20 protein-coding genes are annotated in these 23,700 nt (G+C 67.3%); 2 read left to right on the top strand and 18 right to left on the bottom strand.

The window, feature by feature from the left end; translation table 11 throughout:
• Positions 1 to 41 precede the first annotated feature (41 nt).
• Genes GV068_RS11390 through GV068_RS11350 form a run of 9 tightly spaced genes read right to left on the bottom strand, consistent with a single transcriptional unit; the run spans position 42 to position 8,309 of the window.
• On the bottom strand, positions 42 to 401 hold the full coding sequence (locus tag GV068_RS11390) for a cytochrome c family protein (protein WP_159697477.1): 360 nt from the start codon (positions 399 to 401) through the stop codon (positions 42 to 44).
• A complete protein-coding gene (locus GV068_RS11385) occupies positions 398 to 1,309 on the bottom strand; it encodes a cytochrome c oxidase assembly protein (RefSeq protein ID WP_229464072.1) in 912 nt (303 codons plus the stop codon). The genes GV068_RS11390 and GV068_RS11385 overlap by 4 nt, the downstream gene beginning before the upstream one ends.
• Entirely contained in the window at positions 1,297 to 1,629 is a 333-nt protein-coding gene (locus GV068_RS11380) for a hypothetical protein (protein ID WP_159697475.1), read from the bottom strand. The genes GV068_RS11385 and GV068_RS11380 overlap by 13 nt, the downstream gene beginning before the upstream one ends.
• Before the next feature lie 2 nt (positions 1,630 to 1,631).
• Positions 1,632 to 2,252 (bottom strand): cytochrome c oxidase subunit 3, encoded by a 621-nt coding sequence (locus GV068_RS11375; RefSeq protein WP_229464061.1) that lies wholly within the window; start codon positions 2,250 to 2,252, stop codon positions 1,632 to 1,634.
• The gene (gene ctaD / locus GV068_RS11370) at positions 2,249 to 4,174 is read right to left on the bottom strand and encodes a cytochrome c oxidase subunit I (protein ID WP_159697473.1); all 1,926 of its coding nucleotides are present in this window, start codon (positions 4,172 to 4,174) and stop codon (positions 2,249 to 2,251) included. The genes GV068_RS11375 and ctaD overlap by 4 nt, the downstream gene beginning before the upstream one ends.
• Positions 4,171 to 5,190 carry a cytochrome c oxidase subunit II gene (locus tag GV068_RS11365; protein ID WP_159697471.1) on the bottom strand — a complete coding sequence of 340 codons (1,020 nt, stop codon included), beginning with the start codon at positions 5,188 to 5,190 and terminating at the stop codon, positions 4,171 to 4,173. The genes ctaD and GV068_RS11365 overlap by 4 nt, the downstream gene beginning before the upstream one ends.
• 2 nt (positions 5,191 to 5,192) lie before the next feature.
• On the bottom strand, positions 5,193 to 5,708 hold the full coding sequence (locus tag GV068_RS11360) for a c-type cytochrome (RefSeq protein ID WP_159697469.1): 516 nt from the start codon (positions 5,706 to 5,708) through the stop codon (positions 5,193 to 5,195).
• Complete coding sequence (locus GV068_RS11355; RefSeq protein WP_159697467.1) at positions 5,705 to 6,529, bottom strand: quinoprotein dehydrogenase-associated putative ABC transporter substrate-binding protein; 825 nt, start codon at positions 6,527 to 6,529, stop codon at positions 5,705 to 5,707. The genes GV068_RS11360 and GV068_RS11355 overlap by 4 nt, the downstream gene beginning before the upstream one ends.
• Positions 6,510 to 8,309, bottom strand: a complete 1,800-nt coding sequence (locus GV068_RS11350; RefSeq protein WP_159697465.1) for a methanol/ethanol family PQQ-dependent dehydrogenase — start codon at positions 8,307 to 8,309, stop codon at positions 6,510 to 6,512. The genes GV068_RS11355 and GV068_RS11350 overlap by 20 nt, the downstream gene beginning before the upstream one ends.
• Before the next feature lie 174 nt (positions 8,310 to 8,483).
• On the opposite strand from GV068_RS11350, the gene GV068_RS11345 reads away from it, so the two are divergent.
• A complete protein-coding gene (locus tag GV068_RS11345) occupies positions 8,484 to 8,882 on the top strand; it encodes a DUF1622 domain-containing protein (RefSeq protein WP_159697463.1) in 399 nt (132 codons plus the stop codon).
• 10 nt (positions 8,883 to 8,892) lie between these two features.
• Here the strand turns inward: GV068_RS11345 and GV068_RS11340 are convergent, their stop codons facing one another.
• The 9 genes from GV068_RS11340 to GV068_RS11300 form a co-directional block, all read right to left on the bottom strand.
• Positions 8,893 to 9,798 (bottom strand): alpha/beta fold hydrolase, encoded by a 906-nt coding sequence (locus tag GV068_RS11340; protein ID WP_159697461.1) that lies wholly within the window; start codon positions 9,796 to 9,798, stop codon positions 8,893 to 8,895.
• A gap of 121 nt (positions 9,799 to 9,919) precedes the next feature.
• Positions 9,920 to 10,525 carry a redoxin domain-containing protein gene (locus GV068_RS11335; protein ID WP_159697459.1) on the bottom strand — a complete coding sequence of 202 codons (606 nt, stop codon included), beginning with the start codon at positions 10,523 to 10,525 and terminating at the stop codon, positions 9,920 to 9,922.
• Between the two features lie 37 nt (positions 10,526 to 10,562).
• On the bottom strand, positions 10,563 to 12,662 hold the full coding sequence (locus GV068_RS11330; RefSeq protein ID WP_159697457.1) for a protein-disulfide reductase DsbD: 2,100 nt from the start codon (positions 12,660 to 12,662) through the stop codon (positions 10,563 to 10,565).
• Positions 12,663 to 12,838: 176 nt separating this feature from the next.
• On the bottom strand, positions 12,839 to 14,881 hold the full coding sequence (locus GV068_RS11325; RefSeq protein WP_229464059.1) for an LTA synthase family protein: 2,043 nt from the start codon (positions 14,879 to 14,881) through the stop codon (positions 12,839 to 12,841).
• 143 nt (positions 14,882 to 15,024) lie between these two features.
• Positions 15,025 to 15,363, bottom strand: coding sequence for a four-helix bundle copper-binding protein (locus GV068_RS11320; protein ID WP_159697455.1), 339 nt, complete (start codon positions 15,361 to 15,363; stop codon positions 15,025 to 15,027).
• An 86-nt stretch (positions 15,364 to 15,449) separates the two neighbouring features.
• Positions 15,450 to 16,679, bottom strand: coding sequence for an AGE family epimerase/isomerase (locus GV068_RS11315; RefSeq protein ID WP_159697453.1), 1,230 nt, complete (start codon positions 16,677 to 16,679; stop codon positions 15,450 to 15,452).
• A 9-nt stretch (positions 16,680 to 16,688) separates the two neighbouring features.
• On the bottom strand, positions 16,689 to 17,672 hold the full coding sequence (locus GV068_RS11310; RefSeq protein ID WP_159697451.1) for a LacI family DNA-binding transcriptional regulator: 984 nt from the start codon (positions 17,670 to 17,672) through the stop codon (positions 16,689 to 16,691).
• Between the two features lie 10 nt (positions 17,673 to 17,682).
• On the bottom strand, positions 17,683 to 19,986 hold the full coding sequence (locus GV068_RS11305; RefSeq protein ID WP_159697449.1) for a GH92 family glycosyl hydrolase: 2,304 nt from the start codon (positions 19,984 to 19,986) through the stop codon (positions 17,683 to 17,685).
• Entirely contained in the window at positions 19,983 to 22,319 is a 2,337-nt protein-coding gene (locus GV068_RS11300) for a GH92 family glycosyl hydrolase (protein WP_159697447.1), read from the bottom strand. The genes GV068_RS11305 and GV068_RS11300 overlap by 4 nt, the downstream gene beginning before the upstream one ends.
• Positions 22,320 to 22,535: 216 nt before the next feature.
• On the opposite strand from GV068_RS11300, the gene GV068_RS11295 reads away from it, so the two are divergent.
• Entirely contained in the window at positions 22,536 to 23,672 is a 1,137-nt protein-coding gene (locus GV068_RS11295) for a DUF4214 domain-containing protein (protein WP_159697445.1), read from the top strand.
• Positions 23,673 to 23,700: the final 28 nt, after the last annotated feature.

The raw sequence follows: 23,700 nt of genomic DNA, 5'->3' as shown, positions 1-23,700 counted from the left end.
GCGGATTGTCATCTTGTCGATATTGTCCTTTGGTGCGGTGGCTACTGGTTGTACAGGTAGGCCGCCATGTCGCGCGCCTCGGCCTCGGTCACGCCCAGGTCGGGCATCGCCGTTTTGGGATCCACCTCGCGCGGGTCCATGATCCATTTGACCAGGTTGCCGGGGCTGTTCGGCATCACGCCGGCGACGTAGCTGGCCTGGCGGATCTCTTCCAGGGAGGGGCCGACCTTGCTACGCGGCCCGGTGATCCCCTTGATCCGGTGGCAGGCGACGCAGCCGAAACGTTCGATCAATTCCTTGCCGGCGCGCGGCGAGCCGCCGCTCAGGGGATCGATGTCAGGCAAGCGCTTTTCGCAGCCGGCGAGCGCCGCCAGCACGAGGAACAGAGCGGCCGCCTTCATTGCCGCGCTCCCAAGCTCAGCCCGGCGGCCGTATCGCCGCGCTGCAGCCAGCCTGCCGACAGCATCAGCCCCGCCGCCAGGTAGACCAGGCCGGCCGGGATCCACATGATCAGGCCGCCCAGCTGCTGGTCTTCCAGCGCCGTGAGGCCGAAGTAGGTGGCGTTGTGGCCGTAGGCGGGATACCAGATCGATTCCGATACGGTGAACAGGGCGCCCAGCGCGCCGGTGTACATCATGGTGGTGAACAGGTAGACGATGCCGGCGCCGCGCGCGGCGCTCCTGCGGTGCTTGCCCAGCACTGCCCACCAGAACAGCAGTCCGGTGAACAGGAAGCTGGCGTGCTGCAGGGCGTGCACGTTGTTGTCCTCGAGGCCGGCCTGGAACAGGAACGGCACGTGCCATACCCACAGGGCGGCAAAGTGCAGCAGCCAGGCCGTCAGCGGCCGCGTGATCTCGCGCCAGAACACGGAAAGCAGGCGGCCATGGGTCGCCCGTCCCACGCCCCCGCGCCAGGCCGCGGGAAGCGCCCAGGTCCACGCCCCGAGCGGGCGTCCCAATACCAGGAGCGGCCCGGCCACGATCATCAATAGCTCGTGCTGCACCATGTGGGCCGAGAAGGCCAGGCTGCCGGCGCCGTCGATGGGCGAGGCCAGGGCCAGCGCCAGCACGATCCATCCTCCCAGGAAGCAGGCGAACTGGCGCCGCAAGGCTGCCCGCGAACCGTGCGCGCGCCGCCACAGGCGCGCCGCGCCGAGCACATACAGGCCGAGCGACAGCGCCAGCAGGGCCATCACGTACCACTCGGAGCCCCAGCGCAGCACGTCCTTGGCCACGACTTCCTGCTCGACGTCGTGGGCCTGCGCACGGGCCGCGAGCAGCCAGCAAAGGAAAAGGGTCAGTTTGCGCATGGCGAGAGTATCCAGCTGGGGAACCATTGGGCCAGCACGGCCAGGCTGGACAGCGCGCCGACCATCATGGCGACCATCGCGACAAAGGGCGGTCGCTGGGCGCGGCGGTCGCTGTCGGAAGGCAGCGCGACGCGCGCGGCGCGCCAGTTGCGCCAGGCCTGCCAGCTGAACAGGATGCACAGCAGCAGGATGGCCGCCGAGACCAGGTGCAGGGCGACCGTGTTCTGGTGCGCGCATGACGGCGGCACCAGCGCGTAGCTGATCGACAGGTTTACCAGCGCCAGTGAGGGCGCAAGGATCAGAGCGGGCCAGTTTCCCATATTCAGATGCGTGCTCCCCAATAGATGACGGCATAGATCGGTATCCAGCTGAAGATGACGAAGTACCAGTAGGCGCAGTTCTCGCTCACGTCGACGTAACGCTTGCCTTCGAGCGGGCCGGTGTGCATCAGCACCGTCAGCACCAGGGTGTCGTAGGTGTCGGTGACCAGGTGCACGGTGTGCAGGCCGAGCAGCATCCAGACCACGGAGCCGTAGGCGTTGCTGTCCCAGCGCGTGTTCAGGGCGGTGAATTCCATGACGCGCACGCCCAGGAAGGCTGCCGAGAACAGCATGCACAGGATCAGGCCGATGCGCACGCCCTTGAGATCGAGGCGCTCGCTGGCGCGCTTGGCGTACCAGTTGGGCAGGGCACTGAACAGCATGATCCCGGTATTCACGGTGCCCCAGACCAGCTCGGGCGCGAAGCGGCTCATCGGCCACACGCTGGCATGGCTGCGCAGATAGAAATAGCTCATCACGACCAGCGCGAACACCGTGGTCTCGATCGCGATCAGGCCCATGGTGCCCCACCACATGGGGCTGCGCTGGCCGAAGGCGAAGGTGGGCAGGTGACAGACGTCGAGCGCCTCGGACTGCCGGCCTTCTTTCCTCAGCTCGCTCATGGCCGCACCTCGCTGGCAGTACGCTTCTCGGTGGTCGACTTGCTCGGCCAGAACCAGACGGTGGCGGCGATCGCAACCGGAATGGCGCCCCAGACCACCGCCCAGGGCGTGAAGATGCTGCCCACGAAGAAGGCGGTGGTGGCGAGCGCCGCCAGGAAGGGCCAGGGCGAGGATTTGGGCAGCCACAGGCGGTGGTCGAGTTCCGCGTCGGCCACCGAGGTCACCAGGACTTCGCGGTGCTCGCTGGTGAGGCCCGTCACGTAGGCGGGCGTGCGGCGCGGCAGCCAGAGCGGATAGCGGCCATGCACCACCGGCACCAGCTCGAAATTGCCGGCCGGCGGAGGCGAGGCCACGCTCCATTCGAGGGTGCCGGCCTGCCACGGGTCGCTCCCTGCCAGCTCGCCGTGGCGCCGGCTGCGCAGCACGTTGACGATGAAGAGCAGCACGCTCACGGCAATCATGGCCGCGCCGAGGGTGGCGACGAGGTTCATCGCGCCCCAGTCCATCTCCTTGGGATAGGCGTACACGCGGCGCGGCATGCCCTCGAGGCCCAGCAGGTGCATGGGGAAGAAGGCGACGTTGAAGCCGATGAAGAACAGCCAGAAGTTCCAGCGCCCCAGGCGCTCGCTCAGCATGCGCCCGGTGAATTTGGGGAACCAGTAATAGAAGGCGCCGAACAGCGGGAACACCGCGCCTCCCAGCAGCACGTAATGCAGGTGGGCGACCACGAAGTAGCTGTCGTGCAGCTGGGTGTCGAGCGAGACCGAGGCCAGCATCAGGCCGGTCAGGCCGCCCAGCAGCAGGATCACGAAGAAGGCCAGCACGAACAGCAGCGGTGTGCGCAGGTCGAGCCGGCCGCTCCACAGGGTGGCGATCCAGCAGAAGATCTGCACCGCCGTCGGGATCGCGATGATCAGGCTGGCCGCGGTGAAGAAGGTCTTGCCCAGCTCCGGCAGGTTGGCGGTGAACATGTGGTGCACCCACAGGCCGAAGGCGAAGAAGGCGGTGGCGATCAGGGCCAGCACCATGGCCGGATAGCCCACCACCGGGCGGCGCGCGAAGGTGGTCACGATGCTCGAGATGAAGCCGAGCGGCGGGATGAAGATCAGGTAGACCTCGGGGTGGCCGAAGAACCAGAACAGGTGCTGCCACAATACCGCGTCGCCGCCTTCCGCTGGGTTGTAGAAGTGGGTGCCGACCAGGCGGTCGGTGATCAGGGCGGTACTGGCCAGCATCACGGCCGGCATCGCGAACAGCACCATGAAGGAGGTCACCAGCATGGTCCAGACGAACAGCGGCATGCGGTTCAGGGTCATGCCGGGCGCGCGCATCTTGAGGATGGTGGTGATCAGGATGATCGCCTCCATCAGGGACGCGGTTTCGGTGAAGGTGATCATCTGCGCCCAGAAGTCGACGCGCTTGCCGGGCGAGAACTGCGGCCCGGCCAGCGGAACATAGGCGAACCAGCCGACGTCGGGGCCGATGTCGAGGAAGAAGGCGATGTACAGCATCAGCCCGCCGAAGGTGAAGATCCAGAATGCGAAGGCGTTCATGCGCGGGAAGGCCACGCTGCGCGCACCGATCATCAGCGGCACTAGGTACATCGCGACGGCCTGCATCACCGGCACGGCGAACAGGAACATCATGGTGCTGCCGTGCATGGTGAACAGCTGGTTGTAGAAGTCCGGCTTGACCAGAGTGTTATCGGGCTTGGCCAGCTGCAGCCGCATGATCAGGGCCAGGATGCCGCCGGCGACGAAAAAGCCGAAGGTCACGATCATGAAGCGCAGACTGACGGTCTTGTGGTTGACCGCGGAGAACCAGCCATAGACGCCGGGTGGGTCGCTCCAGGTCCGCTCCAGCGTTGCAGCCTCGTGCGGCGGCAGGCGGGGGAACGCGCTGTCGGCGGCGTCGATACTCATTTGAGGCTCTCCAGATAGGCGGCCAGCGCCTGCAGGTCGTCGGGTGCGAGGGCGTTGGCAGGCATGTTCACACCCTCCTTCATCGAATGCGGGTCGGCGATCCAGCCACTCAAGAATCCGCGATTGTTCGGGAACATGCCGGCCGCGATGGTCCGGCGGCTGCCCAGGTGGGTCAGGTCGGGGCCGAGCTTGCCCTGGGCGATGGTGCCGTTCACCGTGTGGCACATGATGCAGGTGCCATCTTCGAAGACCGCGCGCCCGCGCAGGCTGAGCTGATCCGCCGGCTCGTGCGCCGGCTGGCGCTGGCGCGCCGCCCAGGCCTCGTATTGCGCCGGCGGCTCGGCCATCACTTCGAGCGCCATCTTGGCGTGCTGCAGGCCGCAGAATTCGGCGCACTGGCCGCGGTAGACGCCGGCCCGGTCGGCGCGCAGGCGCAGCAGGGCGGTGCGGCCGGGAATCAGGTCGCGCTTGCCGTGCAGGTTCGGGATCCACAGCGAATGGATGACGTCGATGCTGCGCAGGCTGATCACGACCGGGCGTCCGACCGGGATGTGCAGTTCGTTGGCGGTGCTGAAATTGAGCGAGGTGTCCGCGAACTGGTAGCGCGCCTCCCACCACCACTGGTGGCCGACCAGTTCGATGTTGACGGCGTTCTTCAGGGGCATCCTGGCCAGCGCGCGGCTGGTGAACACGTCGGCGGCCAGCAGGACCAGCAGCAGCACGGTGCACACCCCCACCGCCCAGCCTATCGTGCGGTGGATGCGGCGCTCGGGGCGCACCAGCGAATCCAGGTCGGGCGTATGGCCCGCGCCATCCTTGGGCGCGCGCCGCAGGGCCACTAGGCATGCGGCGACCACAGCGAGGAAGACCAGCGTGCAGATCCCCAGGGTCAGGTTCCACAGCCAGCCGATGTGTTCGGCCTGGATGCCGGTCGGCCGCAGCGCGCTCTGGGCGGGCGTCTGCGCCAGGGCGGGTGCGGCGGCGAACAGCAGGCAAGGAAGAACCGTGGCGCGCATGCTCAGCGCTCCGCCGGCGGCGCTTCGCCCTTGGGCTGCTCCGGCTCGCGCCGCGATTCCGGTTCGCCCGGATACAGGCTGTCGCTGCGCGAGGGCGCCACGCTGCCCGACAATTGTCCGCTCATCGAGCGCACGTAGGCGACCAGCTGCCAGATCTGGTCTTCCGGGACGCGCTTGCCGAAGGCCGGCATGCCGTTCGGCCGCCCGGCCGCGATGCTGGTAAAGATGCTGGCCGGGTCGGACCCGTAGCGCCAGGTGGCGTCCATCAGGGCCGGGCCGCTGTTGCCGCCGCCGGAGGCATGGCAGCCATTGCAGTTATAGGCCCGGAACCAGGTCTTGCCCTGCGAGACCGCAAAGGCGTTCTCCTCGTAGCGGTTGACGACCGCCGTGTCTTCGCGGGCCGCGTAGGAACGGTCGGCCACGCCGGAGGCGGCCGGCGGCGCCTTCACCGGACGCTGTTCGCGGTAGCAGCCCGCCAGGACCAGCACGGTAGCGAGGAATGCAAACGCGCGCTTCATGGCCGCGCTCCTTCGGCGACGGCGGCAAGCTCGCTGCGCGGCACCGCATACTCGGCGAGGATCGCGTCGATGTCGGCGCGGCGCCGTTGCAGGATCTCGTCGAGCCGGTCGCGCAGTGCGCTCGCGCCTTTGGGCACGCCCATTGCGATGGCATAGCTGAAAGGCATCGGCAGGCCCTGGGGCTGGCCGAGGGGCTGCAGCGCGAGCGGCACGGCGCTGCGCTGTGCGTACCAGCCGGCCTGCGGCCCCCACACCAGGGCGACGTCGATGCTGCCTGCGGCCACGGCATCGACCATGCGCTGGGCCGCCGGGCCTTCGCCATAGACGAGAAAACCGGTGACGTTGTCGACCGCGCCGGCGCGCACCAGGGCGTGGCCGGGCGGGCTGGCGGCGAGGTCGTCGCCGACCAGCTGCACGCCGATGCGGCGCGTGCGCACCGTGGCATCCTCGAAGGCGAAGGGAGCGTCGGCGGCGCGCCGCACGGCGACATAGGACGAGCGGTAGTAGGGCCGGGTAGGCAGCACGCGCTCGAAGCCGGCGGGCACGCCGATGAACACGTCGCATTGGCCGGCGCCCATGGTCTTGCGCACGAAGCCGAGGCGCTGCTCCTGCCAGAAGTAGCGCAGGGTCGCGCCCATGTCCTGCGCCACCAGGCGCGCGATGCGGTTCTCGAAGCCGCTCTCGTCGCGCCGCGAATAGGGCAGGTTGTCGGGTTCGGCGCAGACGCGCAGTTCGAGGCCGGAGGCGCCGGCAGGGGCGGCGCCGAATGCGGCAACGGCCAGGCCGAGGAGGCCGGCCAATTTACGGGAGCGCGAACACATACAGCATGCCTCCTTTCCCGGTGTGCTGCGGCAGGTCGCGCATGACGTTGACGAAGCCCGATGCGGCGGTACTGTCGCGCGGGTCGAGGTCGCCCACGACGATTGCGCCGGCCCAGCCGCCCACGCCCGACAGCACCGCCACGTACTGCTTGCCGTCCGGGCCGCGGTAAGTCATCGGCTGCCCGATGATGCCGGAGCCCACCTTGAACTGCCACAGCGGCTTGCCGTCGCGCGCGTCTACTGCCTTGAACCAGCCGTCCATGGTCCCGTAGAACACCACGTCGCCGGCGGTGGCCAGGGCGCCGGACCAGACCGGGAAGCGTTCCGGTACCGACCATCTGGCGCGGCCGTTGGCGACGTCCCAGGCGGTCAGTTCGCCGCGCGGTTTGCCGGGCGCCGGATAGATCTTGTTGTCCAGGCCGACGAAAGGCGTGCCGGCGATGTAGGAGACGTCGTAGGTGGCCGCGTCCTGGCACAGGTTCTGGTGCGGGATGTAGAGCAGGCCCGTGCGCGGCGACCAGGCCGAGGGCTGCCAGTCCTTGGCGCCCGGCGAAGCGGGACAGATCTCGCGCACGGCCTGGCCGACGCGGGGCTGCTTCTTCGGGTTGTATTTCAGCTTGCCCGTAGCGAGGTCCACGCCTTCGGTGGCGGTGATGGTGGAGAAGGGCTCGGCGCTCAGTACCTGGCCGCTGAGCCGGTCCATCACGTAGACGTAGCCGTTGCGGTCCGGGTGCACCAGGAGCTTGCGCTGGGCGCCCTTGTAGGGCATGTCGAGCAGGATGTTCTCGTTGACGCCGTCGTAGTCGTGCAGGTCGTGCGGGCTCCACTGGTAGAACCAGCGCGCTTGGCCGGTGTCGGGGTCGCGCGCGAAGATCCCGGCGGTCCACTTGTTGTCGCCGGGGCGCTGTTCCGGATTCCAGGGGCCGGGATTGGCGGTGCCGTAATAAATGAGGTCGGCCTGCGGGTCGTAGGAGATCCAGCCCCACACGTTGCCGCCGCCGATTTTCCAGGCGCCGGGCGGCCAGGTCTTCACGCCCAGGTCCTTGCCCTTGTCGGAGGCGTAGTAGGGCTTGAAGTCGGGCCCGATCAGGACCTCGCTGTCCGGCCCCGTGCTCCAGGCGCGCCAGGCTTCCTTGCCGCTGGCGGCGTCCAGCGCCACCAGCCAGCCGCGCACGCCGTACTCGCCGCCACTGTTCCCCACCAGGACCTTGCCCTTGACGACGATCGGCGCCATGGTGATGGTCTCGCCCTTGTTGATGTCGCCCAGCTTGGTGCGCCAGGCTTCCTTGCCGCTGGCCGCGTCCACCGCGATGGTCTGGCCGTCCAGGGTGTTCATGTAGATGCGGCCCTCGTGGTAGGCCACGCCGCGGTTGACCACGTCGCAGCAGGCCACGCCCTGGGCGCCCGGGTTCGGGTGCGGCGAGAATTTCCATTTCAGGGGCGCGCCCGGCTTGGACAGATCGAGCGCATACAGGTAGTTCGGGAAGGGCGCCACCACGTACATGGTGCTACCGACCACGATCGGTGCGGCTTCCTGTCCGCGGTCGACGCCGACCGAAAAGGTGAAGGCGACCTGCAGTCCCTTGATGTTGGCGGGCGTGATCTGGTTCAGCCCACTGAAACGCGTGCTCGCGTAATCGCGCGCCGCCATCGGCCATTCGCCGTCGGCGGCAGCTGGCGCCGCGCCATGGGCGCAGGGGGCGGCGCAGGCCAGCGCCAGGAGGGCGGTCCGCGCCGCGCGCCGGGACCACAAGAGCGACCCATTAAAAGAAGTATTCATGATGTCTTTATACCAAGCGCCTAGCGAAATCGGCGCACAGATCAGCTGAGCAAATGGACGCGGCAGAATGCGCAAATTGGCTATGCTTTGTCGCGCAAACGATGGGGGAGATGAGATGAAATTGACAGGTTTGACGAGGGTCACCATGCTGCCCTGCAGCGTGGTGCTGCGCTGATGGAGCCGGGCAGCCTGTTCGGCCAGGCCGAGGAGCAGGTGCGCGCCAGCGTCGAGTGGCTGCGCCTGGCGGTCGAGGCGCTCGGCGCCATCGTGATCGCGGCCGGGCTGGTGGTGGTCGTGCTGGCGCTGGTGCGCCACTTGCTGTTCGCGCGCGGCGGCAGCTTCACGCCGATCCGCCTGGCCTTTGCGCGTTACCTGACCCTGGCGCTGGAACTGCAGCTGGCCGCCGATATCCTGTCGACCGCGGTGGCGCCGACCTGGGACCGGATCGGCAAGCTGGCCGCGATCGCGGTGATCCGCACCACGCTGAACTACTTCCTCAGCAAGGAAATCAGGGAAGAGAGCGCGGACGAGGGGGACGCCCGCGCGGAAAAGGGGGCGGCGACAGGCCGCTGACCCCGTCGTCTCAAGGTGCGGCCAGGAAGGCCTTCACTTCGCTCTGGAAGCGCTGCGGCTGGTCCCACATGATGAAGTGGGCGCTGTCGGGGATGCGTTTCAGGGTCAGCGACTTCACCGGCGCGTAGGCGCTCTTGTAGACGTAGTCGAACTGCTCGGCCGGGATCGGCACGCTCTTCGGCTGCACGTAGAGCACCGTCACCGGCTTGGTGATTTTCCCCAGCTCCGGGATCAGGTTGGTGACGATCAGCTCGCGGTAGGCGCGGCTGCTGACATCGAGGTCGCTGGCGGCCGAGTCGGCGATGGCGCCGGCGCGCATCGATTCGGTGTTGACCATGCCGGCGATGGTGGCGCTGGTGTTGGCCGAGCGCTGTTCCGGCGTGGCGTTGCGGATGCCGGCCATGGTGGCGTTGGCCACTGCCTCGACCTTTTCCGCCGGGGCGCCGGGGCCGGCGAAGAAGGTGCCGAGATAGGGGACCATGTCGACCACCATCAGGCGCGAGAGCGCGTCCGGATAGCGCGCCGCCAGCATCATGCCCATGGTGCCGCCCATCGAGTGGCCGATCACGGCCGGCTGCTTCAGGCCCGCTTCCTTGATGTAGCGCGCGATCTCGTCGGCCACCGGCGCCGCCACGTTGCCTTCCTTGTTGCCGCCGATCGGCTGGCCGGCGAAGCCCGATACCTGCACCAGGTGGTAGCGGTAGCCCGGCAGCGCGGCGACGGTCGAGGCCCAGGCGCGCGGCGAGGAATTCAGACCGGGGATCAGGATGACGTCGGGACCGGAGCCCTCGGTGCGCACGGTGATGCGGCTTGACTCGAAGGGCGCTGCCAGCGCCTCGGCCAGCGGCAGGAACGCGGTAAGGCTGAACGCCGCCGCGGCCAGCAGGCTGCGGCGGGTGAAGAAGGTAGAACGCATGCGGATCCCCTGGTTATCGCGGCGCTGCCGCTCGTTGAAAACATCGGGGACCATCATAGCAGCGCCCGCATGCGGCGACGGACCGGGCGATAAATTATCCGCCCCGCATGCGTAGAAGGGATCAGCCGTATTTGACCGAGCAGCCGTAAGGCTTGGTGCTTGCCTGGCTCAGCGGCTTGCCCGCGAGCGATTCGTCGATCGCCTGCACCATGTAGTTGGTGGCGCCCTTGATGTCGGCCGGGTTGGCGGTCGGCTTGCTGTCGATCGCGCCTGCATACACCAGCTTTCCGCTCGGGTCGATCAGGTACATGTGCGGGGTGGTGCGGGCGCCGTAGGCGCGGCCGATGGCGCCGCCCGTGTCCATGATGGTCGCGGTGGGCATGGCCTTCTTCGACTTCACCCAGTCGCTGATGGCGGCCGACTTGCCGGCGCGGTCGCCGTCGGCGCTGGTGCTCACGGCCAGCCAGACTACGCCCTTGTCGACGGCGTACTTCTGGGTGGTGGGCATGTTGCCGCTGTCGTAATGCTTCTTCACGAAGGGGCACTCCGGGTTGACCCATTCGAGCACCACGTACTTGCCCTTGTACTGGTCCAGCGATACCGGCTTGCCGGCGGCGTCGACGCCCTTGAAGACGGGGGCGGGCTGGCCGACCACGGCTTCGGCAAAGGCACTGCCGTGCAGTGCGAGGCCGGCGGCAAACAGCGAAAGTGCGATGGTGCGCTTCATGTAATCCTCCTGTGCTTGGTCATCATCCTCATTCCCGTCAGGGCGCGGCGAGCGCCTGCCGGACTTCGTCCACGCTCAGGAGTTCCGACAGCAGCGTGGGTTGCGCCGCACCAATGCGGTACAGCGCATACACCGGCACGCCGCTGCGTCCGAGCTCCTTGAGTGCCTGCGTGATCGTTTCGTCGCGCCGGGTCCAGTCGGCCCGCAGCAGCACGACCTTGCGCGCCCTGAAATCGGCCATCACGGCCGGATCAGCCAGGGTGGTGCGCTTGTTGTACTGGCAGGTGACGCACCAGGCGGCGGTGAAATCCACGAACACCGGCCGCCCCTGCCGGCGCGCCTCGCGCACTGCCTCGGGGGACCATGCCAGCCATTCGCTTGATGCCGCTGCCGCCGGCGTTCCGGCTTGTGCGTCCTTGAAAGCGGGCCAGGCCCAGGCGGCCGCGCCCGCGAGGGCCAGCATGGTGGCGCCGATGCCGATCCACCGGCCCGCATGGCCCCGCGCCGGGATACCCAGCACCCACACGCCGAAGGAGGCGGCGACGATCAGCCCCAGGACCGCGGCGATCGCATCCACGCCCGCCTGCAGCCCCAGCACCCACAGCAGCCACACCACGGTGGCGAACATGGGGAAGGCCATGAAGACCTTGAAGCGGACCATCCACGGCCCGGGGCGCGGCAGCACGCTGGCCAGGCCGGGGAACAGGCTGGCGGCCAGGTAGGGCGCCGCCATGCCGGCGCCGAGCGCCGCGAACACGGACAAGGCCTGCGGTGCGGGCTGCGCCAGGGCGGCGCCCAGGGCCGCACCCATGAAGGGCGCAGTGCAGGGCGAAGCCACGGCGACCGCCAGCACGCCGGTGAGGAAATCGTCCGCCACCGGGTTGCGGGCGCGTGCACTCAGGATGCGGCTCGGGAGCAGGTGGCGGAACTCGAACAGGCCGGCCAGGTTGAAGCCGATCAGGGTGAACAGGATGGCGAGCGCCGCGACGAATACCGGCGACTGCAGCTGGAAGCCCCAGCCCAACTGTTCGCCGCTGGCGCGCAGGCCCAGCAGCAGCGCGGCCAGCAGCAGGAAGGAGGCGATCACGCCGGCAGTGTAGGCAAAGCCGCCGGCGACGATGCGCCGGCGTTCGCCGCCGTGCTGGGCAAAGCCGAGGACTTTGAGGGACAGCACCGGGAACACGCAGGGCATCAGGTTGAGGATGGCGCCGCCGAGGAAGGCCAGGGCCAGTACCACCAGCCAGGGACGGTCGGCAGCAGGAGGTGGCGCGCTCGCCGGCGCCGGCGCCGCGCTTGCCGGCATGGCGGCGCCGGGCTTCGGCCACGGTCCCACGACCGCAAAGCTGACGCGGATGCCGGGGGTCTTGTGGCCGGCCGTGATCACGGCATCCATCGAGGCGGGACTGTCGCTGCGCTGGGCCGACAGCGGGGCGCGCAGCAGCAGGCGCCCGCCCTGCCATTCCTGAGCCAGCGGCGCGGGGTGGTCGAGTACCGCGCCGTTTTCCGGGAACAGCTGCAACGGCTGGTTTTGGTAGGCGGCGGGCAGGCCGGAGGCCTCGATCAGGAGGGCATGGCCGTCGAAGCGCGCCGTCGCCTTGACGCCCGGCAGCGTGAGCGGCGCGGCGGCCAAGGCGCGCTCGAACAGGGTCGCCTCGGTGGCCACGGGCGCCGCATCGAGCACGGTATCGAGTTCGGCGAACTCGGGAATGCAGACTTCTTCGCAGATCAGGAAGTCGGCGCGCAGCTTGACCGGCACGGGGCCGCCCCGGTAGTCCGCCGGGACGGCGAGGCGTACCGGCAGCAGCAGGTCGCCGTCGTAGCCATAATTCATCAGCGGGCCGAGCGGCAGCTGTTTCGGCGTCGGCCAGGCGATGTCGCCGGCCCGGAAGCCGGGCGGCAGGGTCCATGCCATGGTGGTCGGCAGGCCGGAATCCCCGGGATTCAACCAGTAGGTGTGCCAGTGCGGCTGGTGCTGGATGCGCAGGCCGAGCCAGACCTCGGCGCCGGGCTTGATGCCGGCGGGCGCGTGCAGCAGCAGGCTGGCGCGCGCATGGCCGGTCTCGCTCGATGGCGCGGCTTGGCCCCAGGCGGCGTGGAACAGGAGCAGGAAAAGAAAGAGGGTGCGCAGGACGCGCATGTCACCCTCCCTCGGGTGGCGTGACGCCGGCGATCGGTGCTGGTGGTCTCGCGTCCATCTTGTCGTTCCCGGTCTGGTTTGCGGCTGATGCCACAAACAATATTATCAGGAACCCAAGATGAATAATCGGCCGGGTCCGGCCGATTTTGTTGCAGCTTTGTTTCTGGTGACGGCCGTCAGGGTGCCAGGCGGTAACGCTGTTCGCGGTACAGGAGCGAAGGCAGCATCACGTGCGCCATCGCCTGCTCGACCTGGGCCTGGCTCGGCTGGCCGGCGTTCGGATCGAGCACGCCGCTGGCGGCGTCGTAGCGGCCCAGCAAGGGCGGCTGGCCGGGACGCAGGATCGTGGCCGAAGAGCCTTCCAGCCAGGTGAAGTAATTGTTGAACTGGATCAGGGCGCGGCCCGGGGTGCTGCTGTCACGCACGAAATCGCGGCCGATCATCGGGTGCGTGCTGGAGACGCCCACCAGCGACAGCAGGGTCGGGCCCAGGTCGACCTGGCTGGCGATGGTCGGGATGCGCTTGGGCTGGATGTCGGCGCCGAGGATCAGGCCCGGGATGTGGAACTTCTTGATCGGCACCAGGGCGTTGCCGTAGACCCGGTTATCGTGGTCGGCCACGATCAGGAACACGGTGTCCTTCCAGTAGTCCTGCTTCTTCGCCTCGCGGATGAATTTGCCGAGGGCGTAGTCGGCGTATTTCACGGCGTTGTTGACGGTCTGCTTCTGCGGGTCGTGCAGCGCGATTTTCCCGTCCGGGAACTCGAACGGTTCGTGGTTGGACGAGGTGAAGATCAGGCTGAAGAAAGGTTTCTTCTGGTCGTGCAAGGTCTTGAGGCGCTCGAGCGACTTGTCGAACAGGTCCTCGTCCGAGGCGCCCCAGCTGCCCACGAAATTCGGGCGCATTTCCTTGATGTCGACCACCTTCTGGAAGCCGTTTCCGGTGAAGAAGCTGCGCATGTTGTCGAAGTGCGCTTCGCCGCCGTAGACGAATTCGGTGTGGTAGCCCTGCTGGCCCAGTCCCGCCGCCAGGGTATAGAAATTCTGCTGGGCCAGCGAGAGCTTGACCACGCTGCGCGCCGGGGTCGGTGCGTAGCCGGCCACCACCGCTTCGATGCCGCGCACCGAGCGGGTGCCGGTCGCGTACAGCTGCTCGAACCACCAGCCTTCGCTCTTGAGCTTTTCCAGCTCCGGCGTGACCGGCAGGCCGCCGAGCGATTCCACAAAGGTAGCGCCCAGGCTTTCCTGCAGCACGATCACCAGGTTGAGCGGGCGCTCGCGCGTGATCGCGGCCTGCTGGCGGTGCAGTGTCGGGAGCTCAGGGTTGTCGAAACGGGCGCCCTGCAGCCACGGCGCGGCCTTGACCTGCTCGAACACCTTGGCGCGCTCGATCTTGCCGTAGATTTCGGAAGAGACGGCTTCCTTGCGCATCGAGCCGATCGCATCGAGCACCGACCAGCCGGAATTGATGATGAGCGAATTGACCATCGAGTCGCCGGTAAGGGCGAACAGGGCCGGGTTGGCGGGACGGTGGCCCGTGGTCGAGCGCACCTGCATGAACACCAGCACGCACAGCACGGGCCAGAGCAGCAGCAGGCGGCGAGCCGGCCACATGCGCATGCCTTTCGAGGAGCGCTGCAGGAGGCGGAACAGCAGCACGGCCAGCACGATGGTCGCGCCGACGCCCAGCAGCAGGGCGGTGCGGAAGCCGTTCCACAGGGTCGCGAACACTTCGCGCGGATAGACCAGGTATTCGACGAACAGGCGGTTCGGACGCACGTCGTACTGCATGATGAACTGCGGTGAGGACAGCTCCATGAAGACGATGAAGACCAGGGCGAAGGTAGCCCATGCCACCGTCAGCACGCGCCAGGCCCGGCTCGAGGCCCGGTGCGCGAGCAAGGGGGCCAGCAGCAGCGGGACCACGAGAAAATAGCCGAGCAGGATCAGGTCGGCGCGCACGCCCTGCAGGAACAGGCTGCCGGCGATGCCCGTGGCCTGCACCCGGTCCCACTGCCAGGCCGCCAGGCCAAGGCGCGACAGGCTCAGGATCGCCAGGCCGAGCAGCAGCATCTGCAGCAGGCCGGCGTAGGGACCTGCCCACAGGGTGAAGCGCGCCAGTCGAGTCGAAGGAAGCTTGTCTTGGGAAGGATTGCCGGATGCTGGATGGACCATCGAGAACGCTTGTTGCGCCGCACGGCGCGCCTGGGTGGAATTCACATCGCCAGGCGATGCACCGTCGACGGGCGCCGAAGGCGCCGCGGTCGTACCGGATGCTATCAGTTACCGTTCAGCAAGGCGTTAGCCAGCCGTTAAATTTCCGTTAAATTGCTGTGTACCTACAACAGTCGGGCGGGCGACGCTCAGATGTGGCGTTCGCGGGCGTGCTTGTCGCACTCGGCAGCGCAGCGCTCGCAGGCGGCCTGGCATTCGGCGCAGTGCTGGTGCATCGACGCGTGCTTGGCGCACTCGGCGGCGCAGGCGCGGCAGACGTGGGCGCACAGCGCGCAAAAGTCGCCGTGGTGGGGCGATCCGCGCGACATCACGTTCAGGGTGGCGGCGCAGATGTCCGCGCAGTCGAGGTTGATCGCGATGCATTCGCCGTTGCCATCGCGGATGTCGCCTGCGACGCAGGCCTGGCAGGCCCGCAACGCTTCCTGGCAGGCCTGGATACAGGATTGAATGTTTGCCATTTCGCCCATGGTCGTCTCCTCTTGTGTGAGGTGGCCATGCTAGCGCAATGGCACAGTGTCTAGCGTCCGATTCCGCGACGCAAGACATCAGGCGCCTAGGCCTGCGGCCGGCGCTGGGCCAGTGCCGGGATGATGTCCCAGCAGGCGCCCATGGTGTGGTAATCGACCTTGCCGGCCGGGCTCTTCTCGTCGGAGTATTTGCGGTTGTCGGCCGTGAGGATGCGGTACCAGGCGCCGTGCTCGTGATCGACGAAATGCTCCCAGCAGTAGCGCCACAGGCGCTCGTAGTCGACCCAGTAGCGCTCGGCGCCGGTGCGCGCCCCCAGCAGGGCGCTGGCGGCCAGGGTTTCGGCCTGCACCCAGAAATACTTGTCGGCGTCGCAGACGCTGCCGTCCGGCGCGAAGCCGTAGTGCAGGCCGCCATGCCTGGCGTCCCAGGCGTGGCGCAGCGCCTTCGCGTACAGGTCCTGGGCAGCCGGCAGCAGCCAGTCGCGCGCACCAAGCAGGTGCTGTCCCTGCGCCTCCAGTTGCAGCAGCAGTTTGCTCCACTCGGTGAAGTGGCCCGGCTGGTAGCCCCAGGGGCGGAACAGGTTCGCCTTGTCGTGCAGGTTGAAGTCCCAGTCGACCTGCCAGTCATGCGTGTAGTGCTCCCAGATCATGCCGCCGGCGCGTCCGGCCTGGCGCTGGGTGATGTTGCGGGCCAGCGTTTCTGCACGGTGCAGGTAGGGCAGGTGGTTTGTCGCGCGGAAGGCAGCCAGCAGGGCCTCGCAGGCGTGCATGTTGGCATTCTGGCCGCGGTAGGGGTCGCGCACGCTCCAGTCGGCGCTGGCCTGGTCGGCGTACAGGCCATGTTCCTCTTCCCAGAAGTGCTGTTCCATCAGCGCGAAGGTCTCGCGGATCCAGCCGCGCGCCTCCTCGATACCCGCGTTCAGGGCATGCGCATAGGCCAGCAGCAGAAAGGCGAGGCCGTAGCAGTGGTTGTCGGCGTCCAGCACGCGCGCGCCGCCGCCGTCCCATTCCAGCAGCCAGGCGTAGCCGCCGGTCTCCGGGTTGCGGTGGGCGCGGCGCAGGAAGTCGACGCCGTGGCGCACCATGCGCTGGTAGTCCGGGTCCTGGAAGTGGCGCCAGGCGTTGGCGTACACGAACACGAAGCGGGTGCTCGACACCAGGTGGCGGGTGCGGCGGTCGTAGATGCTGCCGTCGTCGCGGAAGAAGTGGTAGAAGCCGCCGCTCGGATCGACCGCACGTGGATGGTAGAAGGACATCGTGTGGGCGACGTGGCCGCTGAGGGTCGCGGGCGAGAAGAAGTCGGGATAGTGGTCCATGTTGTCCTCTTAATCGTCGTTGCTGCTCTCGCGTACCACCAGCTGCACCGGCAGCGTGCAGTCGGCATCGACAGCAGGGTTCTTTTCCAGCAGCAGCTCGATGCCCATCGCGCCGAGCGCTTCTTTGTCGATGGCGATGCTGCTGAGCGGCGGAATCGCGGCGCCTGCGGCCTGGATGTCGTCGAAGCCGACGATCGCCAGGTCGTGCGGCACCTTCAGGCCGCGTTCCAGGCAGTGCTGCATCGCGGCCAGCGCAGTGCTGTCGTTGTAGCAGAACAGGGCGTCCGGGCGCCTGGGCAGGGCCAGCAGGGTGTCCACCGCCTGGCGCACGTTGGCGAGCGGGTCGCCCACGCTGGGCAGCTGCACTTCCAGCTCCGGATCGGCCAGCATGCGCGCCTCGAACAGGGCCTTGCGAAAGCCGCGGCTGCGCTCCAGGATGCTGTGGTGGGCCAGCGAGCCGCACAGCATGGCGACGCGTTTGCGGCCCAGGCGCAGCAGGTGGCGGGTGGCGAGGTAGCCGCCCAGCTGGTGATCCGGGTTGACGCACTGGTAGCCGGGCAGGCGCATGTCGAGCAGCACCAGCGGCTTGCCGCTGTCGCGCAGGGCGCCCAGGAGCTCCGGTTCGAAGAAGCCGGCGCACAGCATCGCGTCCGGCTGGTGCACGCGCACCAGCTCCACCACCGGTTCGGCCGGCCCGACCACCACGAAGGAGAGCGAAATGCCGCGCTTGCGGCAGGCTTCCTCGGCGCCGTGCAGCACCGGCAGGTAAAAAGCGCTGGACGAGCGGGTATCTTGCTGGCGGTGCAGCAGGAAGGCGATGCGGCGCAGCTCGCCCTGGCGCAGCTTGCCTAGGTCATAGCCCAGCTCGCGCGCCACGGCGCGGATGCGGGCGCGCGTTTTTTCGCTCAGGCCGTCCTGGTTCTTGAGCGCGCGCGAGACCGTGCCGATCGAGTAGTTCGTGGCCCTGGCGATGTCGCGGATGGTCACCGGCATGCTGCTCGCCTCAGTCCTTCAGCACGGCCGGACGGGCCGGGTCGCGCGAAAACGAGTAGGGCGCATCCTGTTCGCGCGTGCCGCGCGTCGTATTGGGTGTGGCCGACATGCTGAAGTCGAGGGTGGCGCCCTTCACGGCTTCCGCGTGGCCGAGCCAGGTGCGCGACACCGGCTTGCCGTCGATGCGCAGGGCGTCGACATAGCGTCCCTTGCCTTTGGCGCGCACGGTCAGGGTGCGGCCGTTTTCCAGTTTCACGCTGGCCTTCGGGAACAACGGGGTGCCGATCACGTACTGGTTCACGCCGGGCGTCACCGGGTAAAAGCCCAGGCTCGAGAACACGTACCAGGCCGAGGTCTGGCCATTGTCCTCGTCGCCGCAATAGCCATCCGGCGTCGGCGCATACATGCGTTCCATGGTCTCGCGCAGCCAGTACTGGGCCTTCCAGGGCGCGCCGGCGTAGTTGTACAGGTAGATCATGTGCTGGATCGGCTGGTTGCCGTGGGCGTACTGGCCCATGTTCGCGATCTGCATCTCGCGGATCTCGTGGATCACGGTCTTGTAGTAGCTCTCGTCGAAGATCGGCGGCAGCGTGAATACGGTATCGAGCTTGTCGACAAACGCCTTGCGTCCGCCCATCAGGCGCACCAGGCCATCGACGTCGTGGAACACCGACCACGAATAGTGCCAGCTGTTCCCCTCGGTGAAGGCGTCGCCCCACTTGAAGGGATTGAAGGGCGCCTGGAAACTGCCGTCCCTGTTCTTGCCACGCATGAGGCCAGTCTCGGGATCGAAGAGCTTCCTGTAGTTCATGCTGCGCCGGGCGTAGATGTCGATCTCGGCGGCCGGCTTGCCCAGCGCCTTGCCTAGCTGGTAAATGGTGAAGTCGTCGTAGGCGTATTCCAGCGTGCGCGCCGCGTTCTCGTTGATGCCGACGTCATAGGGCACGTAACCGAGCTCGTTATAGTATTTCACGCCGGCCCGGCCCACGGCTTGCACCGGTCCCTCGTTGTCGGCGCCATGCTTGAGGGCCTGCCACAGGGTCTCGATGTCCTGGCCGCGCACGCCCTTGATCCAGGCGTCGGATACCACCGAGGCCGAATTATTCCCGATCATGATGTTGGCATAGCCGGGGCTGGACCATTCGGGCAGCCAGCCGCCTTCGCGGAAGGCATTGGCCAGGCCTTCCTGCATCTCGCTGTTGATCGCGGGGTAGACCAGGTTCAGGAAGGGATAGAGTGCGCGGAAGGTGTCCCAGAAGCCGGTGCCGGCGAACAGGTAGCCGGGCAGCACCTGGCCATTGTAGGGGCTCCAGTGCACCGGCTTGCCCGCGGCGTCGAGTTCGTACATCTTGTTCGGGAACAGCACCGTGCGGTACAGGGACGAATAGAAGGTCCGGGTCTGGTCGACCGTGCCGCCTTCCACCGACAGCCGGCCCAGCACGCCGTTCCACAATGCCTTGGCCTTGGCGCGGGTGGCGTCGAAATCGTCCTGGCCCAGCTCGCGGCGCAGGTTCAGCTCCGCCTGTTCGAAGCTGATGAACGAAGAGGCGACCCGCATGTACACCTTCTGTCCCTTGGCAGTGGCGAAGCCGAGCAGGGCGCCGCTGTGCGCCCCTTCGTTCTCCAGCTTGCCTTCCTCGAGCGTCTCGCCCTGCCAGGTGTCAGTGGACGTGAAGGGCTGGTCGAACTCGATGACGAAGTAATTGCGGAAGTTCTTCGGCAGCGGCCCGCGCGCGTAGCGGGTGCTGTAGCCGATCACCCGGCGCTGGCCAGGGATGATCTTCACGTAGGAGCCCTTGTCGAAGGCATCGACCACTACGTAGCTGGCGTCGGACTTGGGGAAGGTGAAGCGGAACTGGGCCGCGCGCTCGGTCGGCGTAATCTCGGTGGTGACGTCGGCGTCGGCCAGGTAGACGCTGTAGTAATAGGGCTTGGCGGTCTCGGACTTGTGCGAGAACCAGCTGGCGCGTGCATCCTGGTTGAAGCGCTTGGCGCCCGTCACCGGCATGATGGCGAACTGGCCGTAGTCGTTCATCCAGGGAGAAGGCTGGTGGGTCTGCTTGAAGCCGCGGATCTTGTCGGCGTCATACGTATAGGCCCAGCCATGGCCCATCTTGCCGGTTTGCGGCGTCCAGAAATTCATGCCCCAGGGGACGGCGATCGCCGGGTAGGTATTCCCGTTCGAGAGCTCCGGCTTGCTGGCGGTGCCCATCAGGGGATTGACCCATTCTACCGGGTCGCTGACCTTGCCGACGGTCTGGGCCTGGGCGGCGCAGGCGGTCACCAGGAAGAAAACGGCGGCGAGCTGCTTCATGGCTGGTAGGCGGTCTGGGTGTAGGGGCGGGCAGTGCGTTCCTTGCCCCAGTCCTTGTTGGGCGTCGCCTGCATGGTGAACACCAGTTCGCCGCCGGCGGTGATGTCCTCGTGCGTCAGGTAGGTGCGGGCAAGCGGTTTGCCGTTCAAGGTGACGCGGCCGACATAGCCGTTTGCGTCCGACAAGCCCTCGGCGCGCACGGTGAAGCGCTTCCCGTTCGGCAGCTTGAGCTGCGCGCGTTCCAGGAAGGGGCGGCCGATCACGTACTCGTTGCTCCCCGGGGCGACCGGATAGAAGCCCAGCGCGGTAAAGGCGAACCAGGCCGACATCTGGCCCAGGTCGTCGTTGCCGGACAGGCCGTCCGGGCGGTTGTAGTACTGGGTCGCCATGATATTGGCCAGGCGTTCCTGCGTGCGCCAAGGGGCGCCGGCGTAGTTGTACAAGTAGGCGACGTGGTGCGAGGGCTCGTTGCCGTGGGCGTAGTGGCCGATCAGGCCCGAGATGTCTTCCATATGGGCGTAGACATTGTCCTCCACCTTGGCGTCGAACACCTGGTCCAGTTTAGCCGCCAGCGCGGCGTCCCCGCCCAGCATCGAGATCAGCCCGGCGTTATCGTGCGGCATATACCAGGAGTACTGCCATGCGCTACCCTCGGTATAGTCGCTGCCGAAGTTCGACTGTACCGGGTTGAAGGGCGTGCGGAACTCGCCGGTCGATTTGCGCGCGCGGATGAACCCGGTCTCGCGGTCGAACACGTTGCGGTAGTTCTGGGCCCGCTTGTAGTAGGTGGCGGCGACGTCCTTGCGGCCCATCTTCTCGGCCATGCGCGCGATGGTCCAGTCATCGAACGCGTACTCCACCGTCTTGGAAGCCGCTTCCGGCTCGCGGTCGATCGGCACGTAGCCCAGCTTCATATAGTGTGCCAGCCCGCCGTAGGGGCCATATTCGGCGGACGCCGTCATGGCGGCCAGCGCCTTGTCGGCGTCGAAGCCCTTGATGCCCTTCATGTAGGCATCGGCGATCACCGGCACCGCGTGGTAGCCGATCATGCACCAGGTCTCCTGGCCATGGAAAGACCACACCGGCAGAATGCCGTAGGGGCTGTGCTGCTGGGCGGCGATCAGGGAATTCACGAAATCGGCGTTGCGCTTCTCCGGCGCCACCAGGGTCAGCAAGGGATGCAGGGCGCGATAGGTGTCCCACAGCGAGAAGGTGGAATGGAAGTCGAAGCCCTTGGCCTGGTGCACCTGATTGTCCGGTCCGCGGTAGCGCCCGTCGCGGTCCATGAACAGCGAAGGCGCCAGCATGCTGTGGTAGAGGGCGGTATAGAACATCGTGCGCATCGGTTCGGGCGCCTCCGCCTTCACCGCGGACAGCGCCTCGTTCCAGGCGGTCGAGGCGCGGCCCCGTTCGGCGTCGAAGTCCCAGCCCGGCATCTCGTCCAGATTGGCGATGGCATTGTCTTCGCTGACCGGCGACAAGGCCACCTTCACCAGCAAAGTGCCGTCGGCGGGGACGCCGAATTCCAGCGCGGCGACCAGGGCCTTGCCTTCGACCAGCACCTTGTCGGCCGGGGTCTTGCCGGGCGCCGCGAAGCCGCGGTATTCGACGGCTTCCTCGCGGTTGAGCAGCTGGCGCGCACTGATCGGGCGTGAGAACCGGATGGCGAAGTAGAGCTGGCGGCCGGGCGCCCAGCCGCGCGTCTCGCGCATGCCGGTGAGGGTGGCGGCGTCGCGCACGCGCAGGCGCGACCACAGGTTCTTGCTGCCGTAGTCGTAGATGCTCTGGCGCAGGTCGAGGATCACCTTGGCCGGCGCGTCCTTGCCGAAGCGGTAGCGGTGCAGGCCGACGCGCTCGCTCGTGGTCAGCTCGACGTCCACCTCGTTGTCCTTCAGGCGCACCGCGTAGTAGCCCGGTTCTGCCTTTTCTTGGTCATGCGAGAAGCGCGAGCGGTAGCCCGAGAAGGGGCGTTCGGGGTAGCCCGGTTCCAGCTTGGTCTCGCCGCTGAAGGGCATCAGCAGCACGTCGCCCAGGTCGGAGTGGCCGCTGCCGGAGAAGTGGGTGTGCGAAAAACCGAGGATGGACGTGTCGTCGTAGCGGTAGCCGGCAGCCCAGGGATAGCTCTGGCGGAAGTGGCGCACCTGGGTATCGGGGCTGAGCTGGACCATGCCGAAGGGGCGGGTGGCGCCGGGGAAGGTGTGGCCGTCGCCGCCGGTACCGATGAAGACGTTCACGGCGGCGGCGGGGCTGCCCGGCGGGGCGGCGTGGGCCAGTGCGACACAGGCGCCGAAGATGGGCAAGAGCAGGGCGGCGCGGGCGGAACGGACAGTCATGTGGTCTCCAACGATGGCATTCTCGTCTTGCATATATATGCCGAGTTTGCTTTTCCGGCAAGAAAGCGATGATAAGCCAGCCCATGTTTAGCGCGTTTACTAAACAGCGCGCGCGCCGGCCGGATGTCGCGGTCGCGACATTATGCACAGCGGTTGGAGTTGCCATGGCGCCATCCCTACAATGGGCGCATTTCGACAACATCAGGGAGAGAGTAGATGCGCAATACGCTTGTAGCCACCGGGGTGGCGCTGTTGCTGGCCGCATGCAGTGGCGGCCAGGAAGACCGGGTCTTGCCGGCGCCGGCCCGGACGGCAGCGACCGTGTTCCAGTCCGCCGCGGCGCTGTCGGCAGCGCGGACCCAGGCGTTCGAGGAGGTGCGCGCCGCCTATCAGGTCACCCTGGGCGCCAAGGGCGCGACCGTGGTCCATCTGGCGAGCGGCCGCAGCGTGGCGGTGGAAGCCGGCGTGCAGCGCCTGCGTTTCGCCGACGGCACGCTGGTCATCGATACCGAGGGCAACGGCGGCACCGTGTACCGGGTCTACCAGGCGGCTTTTGATCGCAAGCCGGACGCCGGCGGCTATGCCTTCTGGCTGGACGCGGCCGACAAGGGCATGGATATCGGCAGTATCGCGGCCGAGTTCCTCAAGTCCCCGGAATTCCGTACCCTGTATGGAACCGCGCCGGGCAACGCCGACCTGCTCTCGCGCTACTACCAGAACGTGCTGCACCGGCAGCCCGACCCGGCGGGCTACGACTACTGGCTCAAGCTGCTCAATGCCGGCGCCGTGACGCCGGCGCAGATGCTGGCGATGTTCAGCGACGGCGAGGAAAACAAGGCGCAGGTGGCGGCGGACGTGCGCGGCGGCATCTGGCTCCCGGGTCCGGTGCAGTCGCTGGACGGCATGTTCCGCGTTACCACGCGCACCACGGCCGTCGAGGTGCCGCCAACGCATTGTTTGGGTACGAACTGCAGCGCATCCCTGTATTGCGAAGCGCCCTCGCAGCTGGGGGAGACCATCACGGCCGACCTGCGCATCGTTCTCGATGCGGCGCAGAAGAGAGCGACGCTGTACCTGGAAAAAGAGGTCGTGGTGGGGACCTACTTACCGTCCGCGAATGGCCCCGCTGTGGTCTATTTCGACGTGGTCTATCCGGACGAGGAGGTCATGGTGACGCCCCTCACGCGCTACTACAGCAGCGGCGGGATTCGCCTCGACCTGAGCTATGACAGCGCCACGCGCGAGTTCAGCGGCACCATGTTCGACCGCACCGCGAACCGCTGGACGCTGGACAACCACGTGGCCACCTGCACTGCCACCAGCACCCTGCGCGCAGTCCCGATCCCGCAGTAAGCGCAAGCCACATTCCGGGGCCGGATTT

Origin of the sequence: Massilia sp. 9I, assembly GCF_902506415.1 — a bacterium.
GTDB lineage: Bacteria > Pseudomonadota > Gammaproteobacteria > Burkholderiales > Burkholderiaceae_D > Telluria.
Note: the sequence above shows the minus strand (reverse complement) of the source record. Positions and strands in the feature narration are given on the sequence as shown.

Excerpts from the sequence above, each read along its gene's own strand:
- GV068_RS11300 (WP_159697447.1), bottom strand. The coding sequence starts at position 22,319 with ATGACTGTCCGTTCCGCCCGCGCCGCCCTGCTCTTGCCCATCTTCGGC.
- GV068_RS11345 (WP_159697463.1), top strand. The coding sequence starts at position 8,484 with ATGGAGCCGGGCAGCCTGTTCGGCCAGGCCGAGGAGCAGGTGCGCGCC.
- GV068_RS11355 (WP_159697467.1), bottom strand. The coding sequence starts at position 6,529 with ATGTGTTCGCGCTCCCGTAAATTGGCCGGCCTCCTCGGCCTGGCCGTT.
- GV068_RS11380 (WP_159697475.1), bottom strand. The coding sequence starts at position 1,629 with ATGGGAAACTGGCCCGCTCTGATCCTTGCGCCCTCACTGGCGCTGGTA.
- GV068_RS11315 (WP_159697453.1), bottom strand. The coding sequence starts at position 16,679 with ATGGACCACTATCCCGACTTCTTCTCGCCCGCGACCCTCAGCGGCCAC.
- GV068_RS11360 (WP_159697469.1), bottom strand. The coding sequence starts at position 5,708 with ATGAAGCGCGCGTTTGCATTCCTCGCTACCGTGCTGGTCCTGGCGGGC.
- GV068_RS11320 (WP_159697455.1), bottom strand. The coding sequence starts at position 15,363 with ATGGGCGAAATGGCAAACATTCAATCCTGTATCCAGGCCTGCCAGGAA.
- GV068_RS11390 (WP_159697477.1), bottom strand. The coding sequence starts at position 401 with ATGAAGGCGGCCGCTCTGTTCCTCGTGCTGGCGGCGCTCGCCGGCTGC.
- GV068_RS11365 (WP_159697471.1), bottom strand. The coding sequence starts at position 5,190 with ATGCGCGCCACGGTTCTTCCTTGCCTGCTGTTCGCCGCCGCACCCGCC.
- GV068_RS11385 (WP_229464072.1), bottom strand. The coding sequence starts at position 1,309 with ATGCGCAAACTGACCCTTTTCCTTTGCTGGCTGCTCGCGGCCCGTGCG.
- GV068_RS11375 (WP_229464061.1), bottom strand. The coding sequence starts at position 2,252 with ATGAGCGAGCTGAGGAAAGAAGGCCGGCAGTCCGAGGCGCTCGACGTC.
- GV068_RS11295 (WP_159697445.1), top strand. The coding sequence starts at position 22,536 with ATGCGCAATACGCTTGTAGCCACCGGGGTGGCGCTGTTGCTGGCCGCA.
- GV068_RS11310 (WP_159697451.1), bottom strand. The coding sequence starts at position 17,672 with ATGCCGGTGACCATCCGCGACATCGCCAGGGCCACGAACTACTCGATC.
- GV068_RS11335 (WP_159697459.1), bottom strand. The coding sequence starts at position 10,525 with ATGAAGCGCACCATCGCACTTTCGCTGTTTGCCGCCGGCCTCGCACTG.
- GV068_RS11350 (WP_159697465.1), bottom strand. The coding sequence starts at position 8,309 with ATGAATACTTCTTTTAATGGGTCGCTCTTGTGGTCCCGGCGCGCGGCG.
- ctaD (WP_159697473.1), bottom strand. The coding sequence starts at position 4,174 with ATGAGTATCGACGCCGCCGACAGCGCGTTCCCCCGCCTGCCGCCGCAC.
- GV068_RS11330 (WP_159697457.1), bottom strand. The coding sequence starts at position 12,662 with ATGCGCGTCCTGCGCACCCTCTTTCTTTTCCTGCTCCTGTTCCACGCC.
- GV068_RS11340 (WP_159697461.1), bottom strand. The coding sequence starts at position 9,798 with ATGCGTTCTACCTTCTTCACCCGCCGCAGCCTGCTGGCCGCGGCGGCG.
- GV068_RS11305 (WP_159697449.1), bottom strand. The coding sequence starts at position 19,986 with ATGAAGCAGCTCGCCGCCGTTTTCTTCCTGGTGACCGCCTGCGCCGCC.